We start from the raw sequence: 7,258 nt of genomic DNA, 5'->3' as shown, positions 1-7,258 counted from the left end.
GATCACGTAGGCGAGGTTCAGCGGCGCCACGGCGATGTTCGGGTTGGCATCGCTGTAGCCGTCGAAGTTCTCGGTATCCAGATCCAGGCTGCGCAGGCCGGGCGGGATCGGCAGGGCTGCATGCAGGTGCGACTGGGTCAGCAGCAAGGCGATGCCACTGTCCTCGAACATGTAACTCAGGCGGTCTTGCGGGTATTCCGGGTCCAGCGGCACATAGGCGCCACCGGCCTTGACGATGCCCAGCAAGCCGATGACCATCTCCACGCTGCGCTCCATGGCGATACCGACCAGCACGTCCGGGCCAACGCCCAGCTCGCGCAGCTTGTGCGCCAGCTGATTGGCCCGGCGGTTGAGCTCGGCGTAAGTCAGCGTCTGTTCGGCAAAAGCGAGTGCCGGGGCGCCCGGGGTGGCGAGCACCTGCGCTTCGATCAGTTGATGAATGCTGGTCGCGCCGGGGTAATCGGCTTGCGTGGCATTCCAGCCCTGCACGATCTGCTGCCGCTCACTGTCATCCAGCAACGGCAGCTCAGCCACGCGCTGGCCTGGGTCGGCAACGATGCCGTGCAGCAGGTTCAGCCAGTGCCGCGCCATGCGCTGAATGGTCGAGGCATCGAACAGGTCGCTGGCAAAGGTCAGCGTGGCGCTGATGCCCTGCGCATGCTCGAAGCTGTCCAGGGTGAGGTCGAACTGCGCCGTGTGCACGTTCCATTGCAGGCTCTCCACCTCCAGGCCGGGTAAGCTGCGGCGCTCGCCCTTGCCCTGGGTTTGGGTCTGGGCCTGGTGGTTGTACATCACCTGGAACAACGGGCTGTGGCTCAGGCTGCGCCCAGGCTGCAAGGCATCGACCAGTTGCTCGAACGGCAGGTCCTGGTGCACCTGCGCATCCAAGGCACGTTGCCGCACCTGCGCCAGCAGCTCGGTGAAGGTCAGCTGCGTGTCGAATTCGGCGCGCAGCACCTGGGTGTTGACGAACAACCCGATCAGCCGTTCGGTCTCTACCCGGTTGCGGTTGGCGATCGGCACGCCCACGCGCACCTCGGCCTGGCCGGAGTAGCGATGCAGCAGCACCTGGAAACTCGCCAGCAGCAGCATGAACGGGGTCGCCCCCTGCTGCTGCGCCAGTTGCCTGAGCGCCAGGCTCAACGCCTCGCCAAGCTCGACGCTGACCCGCCCGCCCCGGTAGCTTTGCAACGCCGGGCGCGGCCGGTCGCTGGGCAATTCCAGCACCGGGTGCTCATCGCCCAGCTGCGCCGTCCAGTACGCCAACTGCCGTTCGCGCTCGCCGGCGTCCATCCAGGCCCGCTGCCATATCGCATAGTCGGCGTACTGGATCGGCAGGTCGGCCAGCGCCACCTCACGGCCCTGGCTGTAGCCTTCATACAGGCGCACCAGCTCGTCGACGAGCAGGGGCATCGACCAGCCATCGGCGACGATATGGTGCAGGGTGAGCACCAGCACCTGCTCATCCTGCGCCAGCTCCAGCAGTTTCGCCCGCAGCAGCGGCCCCTGCACCAGGTCGAACGGCTGCTCGACCTCCAGCGCAACCTGGGCCTGCACCACCTGCTCGTCCACTGCCCCCAGGGCCTGGCGCGCCAGCTGCAAAGGCGCGCGCGGGTGGATCACCTGCACCAGCTGGCCATCCACCTCGCCGAGGGTGGTGCGCAAGGCTTCGTGGCGCTGGATCAGCGTCTCGAAGCTGCGTTGCAGGGCCGCCAGATCGAGCCGCCCGCGCAAGCGCAGCGCGGTGGGAATGTGGTAGGCCGAGCTGCCGGGCTCCAGCTGCCAGAGAAACCACTGGCGCTGCTGGGCATACGACAGCGGCGGGCGTTCGACCTGCTGCCTGACCACTGGAATGGGCAGTTGCGCAAGGGTCACGCCCTTCGACGCCAATTTCTCGAGAAACAGCTTGCGCTGGGCCTGGGGCAGACGAATGAAGCGATAAACCAGGTCTGCGTTTCTGTTGTCCGTGTGCATCTCAAACCGCCTCGAGCTCTGCCATGAAGTCCTGGAGCTCATCCAGGTCTTCGTCGTTTCGGGTAGCGAGACCGCCGACCGCCTGTGCAAAGGCCTGCAGGTTCTCTGTCTGGAACAACAACGCGAGTGGCAGGTTGCTCCCCAGCTCGATCTGCAGCCGCGCGACCGCCTGGGTTGCCAGCAAGGAGTGGCCCCCCAGCTCGAAGAAGTTGTCGCTAAGAGATACGTTTTCCAGGCCGAGAACTTCAGCCCATATCGCCGCGATGCGACATTCCAGGTCCGTTTCCGGCGGCACGTGGGCAGCCTGGCGCAGGCGGCCGTCCGGCGCTGGCAGGGACTTGCGGTCCAGCTTGCCGTTCGGCGTCAGCGGCAGGCCGTCCAGCAGCAGCAGGTGCGCGGGCACCATGTAGTCCGGCAGGCTGGCCTTCAGCGCGGTACGCAGGCTGTCGCGCAGCGCCGCCTGCGCCTGCTCGCTCAGCGCCGCCAGCGCAGCGGCCGGCACCACGTAGCCGACCAGTTGCTGGCCGCCCGGCGCATCCAGCGCCAGCACCAGCGCTTCGCGCACCGCGTCTTGCTGTTGCAGGCGCGCCTCGATCTCGCCCAGTTCGATACGGAAGCCGCGAATCTTCACCTGATGGTCGCTGCGCCCGACGTATTCGATGACCCCTTCGGCGTCATGCCGCGCCAGGTCGCCGGTGCGATACAGGCGCGCACCGTGGCCGCCGAACGGGTCGGGGACGAAGCGCTCGGCGGTGAGCCCGGGCCGTGCCAGGTAACCCCGCGCCAGGCCCGCACCCGCCATGTACAGCTCGCCGACCACGCCCGCCGGCAGCGGCGTAGCGGCATCGCTCAGCAAGTACACGGCACTGTTGGCAAGCGGCCGGCCGATGTTCGCCTTGCCACCTGCGCTACGCAGGGCCCAGGTGGAATAGGTGGTGTCTTCCGAAGGCCCGTACAGGTCGTACACCTTGCGCACGTGCCCAGTGCCATACAGCGCGTCAACCAGGCCCTGCCGGAGCGCTTCCCCGGCCAGGTTGACGATGCGCACGCCGGGCGGCAGCTGGCCGGTTTCGTGCAGTACCTTGATCGCCGAGGGCACCGTGTTGACCAGGCGCACCTGGTCCCTGGCCGGCAGCTGCGGCAGCTCCAGGGCATTGGCCGCGAGCACCGCGTAACCACCCGAACCCAGGGTGACGAACAGCTCCCAGACCGACAGGTCGAAACAGATCGAGGTCGCCGCCAGCACGCCACACAGGTCCTGCTGGCTGTACACCGACTGCGCCCAGCCGATCATGGCCACGGCGTTGCGGTGTTCGATCTGCACGCCCTTGGGCTTGCCGGTGGAGCCCGAGGTGTAGATGCAGTAGGCGAGGTTGCCCGGCGTGGTTGCACAGACCGGGTCGACCAGCGCGTAGCCATCGAGCTGCAGCTGGTCCAGCAGCAGCGTACGCGCTTGCAGGCGCGACGGTATGCGCTGGAGCAGGTGGGCCTGGGTCAGCAGCAACAGCGCCTGGCTGTCTTCGAGCATGTACTCCAGCCGATCCTGCGGGTAGCCCGGGTCGAGCGGTACATAGGCGCCGCCCGCCTTGAGGATCGCCATCAGCGCGATCACCATGTCCAGCCCGCGCTCCATGGCCACCCCCACCAGCACCTCCGGCCCGACACCGCACTCGCGCAGTTTGTGGGCCAACTGGTTGGCGCGCCCATTGAGTGCGGCATAACTGAGCGTCTGCTCGCCATGGATCAGCGCAACGGCATCCGGTGCGGCAGCCACCTGGGCCTCGAACAACTGATGGATGCAGCGGTCGGCCGGGTAACGCGCCGCCGTGCGGTTCCAGTCGTGCACGACCCGCTGGTGCTCGGCGGCAGCCAGCAGTGGCAAATCACCCACCGCCGCCGCCGGGTCGCTCAGCATGGCCTGCAGCAGCGTGGCGAAGTGCCCGGCCAGTTGCTCGATCGCCGCGCCGCTCCAGTGGGCACGGTCATGCCGGTACTGGATCGCCAGTTGCTCGCCGAGGCTTACCAACAAAGTCAGCGGGTAGTTGGTCTGCTCACGCACCTCGACCGCGGCGAACGCCAAGCCAGCTGGCGCGCCCTGCTGCAAGGCCTCGGCGACCGGGTAGCTTTCGAATACCAGCAGGCTGTCGAACAATGCTTCACCGCCCAGACCGGCCCAGCGCTGCACCTCGTAAAGCGGCGTCTGTTCGTATTCGCGCATGGCCAGGTTGCTGGCCTGCACCTGGTCGAGCCATTGCGCGACGCTTTGCTCGGGTTGCGCTGCGCCTACCACAGGCAGGGTGTTGATGAACAAGCCGATCTGCGTCTCCACCCCAGCCAGCTCCGCCGGCCGCCCGGCGACCGTGGCACCGAAACAGACCGACGACTGCCCGGTGTAGCGCTGCAACAGCAGCAACCAGGCGGCCTGGACCACGGTGTTGACGGTAACGCGCCGGGCCCGGGCAAAGGCTTCCAGCCGCCCGGTAAGCGCACTGTCGAACAGCTGCTGATGCAGCTGATGGCCCTGGCCGTCACCCGCCCCGCCGCTCACCGCCTGGGCCAGGCGTGTCGGCTGCTGGAATGTCGCCATCTGGCCACGCCAGAAGGTTTCGGCCTGCCGCGCATCCTGGCGCTGCAACCAGGCGATGTAGTCGCGGTAGCTGCCCGCCGCGGCCGGCACAGGCTGACCGGCATAACGCTGCAATACCTCACCGAGCAGCTGCGAGGTGCTCCAGCCATCCAGCAGGATGTGGTGGCAGGTGAAGATCAGGTGATACCGTGTCGCCCCGGTGCGCACCAGCACCAGGCGCAGCAAGGGCGCTGCGGCCAGGTCGAAGCCACGCTGCCGGTCGGCATCCGCCAGGCGCTCCAGCGCCGCGGCCAGCGCCGGCTCGGCACGCCAGTCATGTTCGCTGAACGGCAAGCTCACCTGCTTGCGCACAACCTGCACCGCCTGGCCCAGATCACCCTGCCAGACGAAGCTGCTGCGCAGGATGTCATGGGCCTGCAGGGCTTCGCTCCAGGCCTGGCGGAAGGCGTGCACATCCAGGCCATCCACGTCCACGCGCAGCTGGTTGATGTAATGGCCACTGCCGTGCTCGTAGAGGCTGTGGAACAGCATGCCCTGCTGCATCGGCGACAACGGGTAGACATCGGCGATTTCGACAACCGCCACCGGCAGCTGGTCCAGCTGCGCCTGGGTCAGGCTGGCGAGCGGGAAGTCTGACGGGGTCAGGCCACGGGGGCCGGCGCCGCAGCAATGCTCGATGATCGCGCCCAGGGCCTGCTGGTAAGCCTGGGCCAGGCGCTCGATGGTTTCACGGCGATGAACGTCCTCGCTGAAGGTCCACTCCAGGCGCAGCTCGCCCGCGTAGACCTGGCCGTTGATGGTCAACAGGGCGGGCAACGGCGCTTCGGCGTCCTGCCGGGGGCCATCGCTTTCGCGGGCCGGGGAGAACAGGCTCGCTTCGCCATCGAAGCTGGCGTCGAACTGCCCGAGGTAGTTGAACACGATCTGCCCTTCCGGCAAGCCGGCAAGCGCCTCGCGGCTTGCGTGATCGCCAAGGTAACGCAGCACGCCATAGCCCAGGCCTTTGTCCGGCACGGCGCGCAGCTGTTCCTTGATGGTCTTGATCGACCCTGCCAGGTCCGCCTGCGGGCTCAGCTTCAGCGGATACAGGCTGGTGAACCAGCCCACCGTGCGCGTCAGGTCGATGCCGCTGAACAGGTCTTCGCGGCCATGCCCTTCCAGGCGTACCAGCACTTCCGGCTGGCCGCTCCAGTGGCTGATGGCCTGCGCCAGGGCCGTCAGCAGCAGGTCGTTGATCTGCGTGCGGTAGGCCGCCGGGCACATCTGCAACAGCCGACGGGTGTCTTCCACCCCCAGGCGCGTGGTCACCGAGGCCGCATGTTTGAGTTGCCGGCTGCCTTGCGGGTTGTCACAGGGCAGCATTTCACTGGCGCCGTGCAACTGCCCCTGCCAGTAGCCCAGTTGCTGTTGCAGCACGGGCGCAGCGGCATAGGCCTGCAAACGCTGCGCCCAGGCTTTGTACGACGTGGTCTTGGCCGGCAGTTGCAGCGGCTGCGCGGCCGCCAGGGCCTGGTAGGCCTGTTGCAGGTCTTCCAGCAGCACACGCCACGACACCCCGTCCACCACCAGGTGATGGATCACCAACAGCAGGCGCTGGCTGCCATCAGGCAGTTCCGCGAGCAGGGCACGCAGCAACGGGCCATGTTCGAGGTCGAGGCTGCGCTGCGCTTCACTGGCGGCTTGCTGCAACTGCTCGATGCTGGCGAACGCCCGCTGCCACAGCAGCGGGGCGCGGTCGGCGTCGACGAACTCGGCCTGCCAGTGCGCGCCCAGGTGGCGCATGCGCAACCGCAGGGCATCGTGATGGGCCAGCAATGCCTGCAAGGCGCCCTCGAGCTTTGCCGGGTCGAGCGCATGGCCAGGTGTGAGCAGCAGCGACTGGTTCCAGTGATGGCGCGCGGCAATCGGCTGCGCGAAGAACCAGTGCTGGATCGGGGTGAGCGGCATCTCGCCGGTTACCGGCCCCTGATCGATCGCGACACTGTCGCCACGCCTGGCGCGGCGGGCCAGTGCCTGCACTGTCTGGGCTTCGAACAGGTCCTTGGGCGTGAACAGAATACCCGCCTGACGAGCGCGGCTGACCACCTGCAGCGAGATGATCGAGTCGCCGCCCAGTTCGAAGAAGTTGTCGGTCAGGCCAACTTGCGCAAGCTTCAGCACATCGGCCCAGATCGCCGCGATCTGCTGTTCCAGATCGCTTTGCGGGGCGACGTACTCGCCCTGCAGCTGGCTGGCATCCGCCTGCGGCAGGGCCTTGCGGTCCAGTTTGCCGTTCGGCGTCAGCGGCAGTGCGTCGAGCAGCAACAGGTGCGTTGGCACCATGTAGTCCGGCAGGCTGGCCTTCAGTGCTTCGCGCAGGCTGTCGCGCAAAGCGCCGTGCGTTTGCGTGCCGTCGGCAGGTACCACATAACCCACCAGTTGCTTGCCGTTCGGCCCGTCCTGGGCCAGCACCACCGCTTCCCGCACGCTCGGCAGCTCCAGCAAACGCGCTTCGATCTCGCCCAACTCGATGCGCAGGCCGCGAATCTTCACCTGGTGGTCGATGCGCCCGGCGTAGTCGATCACCCCGTCGGCGCGGTAGCGCGCCAGGTCGCCGGTGCGGTACAGGCGCCCGCCGCTTGCGCTGAACGGGTCCGGCACGAAGCGTTCGGCGGTCAGCGCCGGGCGTTGGTGGTAACCCCGCGCCAGGCCCACGCC

At 67.5% G+C, this 7,258-nt stretch carries 2 protein-coding genes; both read right to left on the bottom strand.

Annotated features, from left to right (window positions below; genetic code table 11):
• On the bottom strand, positions 1 to 1,974 hold a 1,974-nt coding region (locus C6A77_RS24715; RefSeq protein WP_153064665.1), incomplete at its 3' end, for a condensation domain-containing protein.
• Position 1,975: 1 nt separating this feature from the next.
• On the bottom strand, positions 1,976 to 7,258 hold a 5,283-nt coding region (locus tag C6A77_RS24710), incomplete at its 5' end, for a non-ribosomal peptide synthetase (protein WP_114171970.1).

Source organism: Pseudomonas sp. AFG_SD02_1510_Pfu_092 (assembly GCF_003331055.1).
Taxonomy (GTDB): domain Bacteria; phylum Pseudomonadota; class Gammaproteobacteria; order Pseudomonadales; family Pseudomonadaceae; genus Aquipseudomonas.
This window is presented reverse-complemented; position numbering and strand designations above follow the sequence as displayed.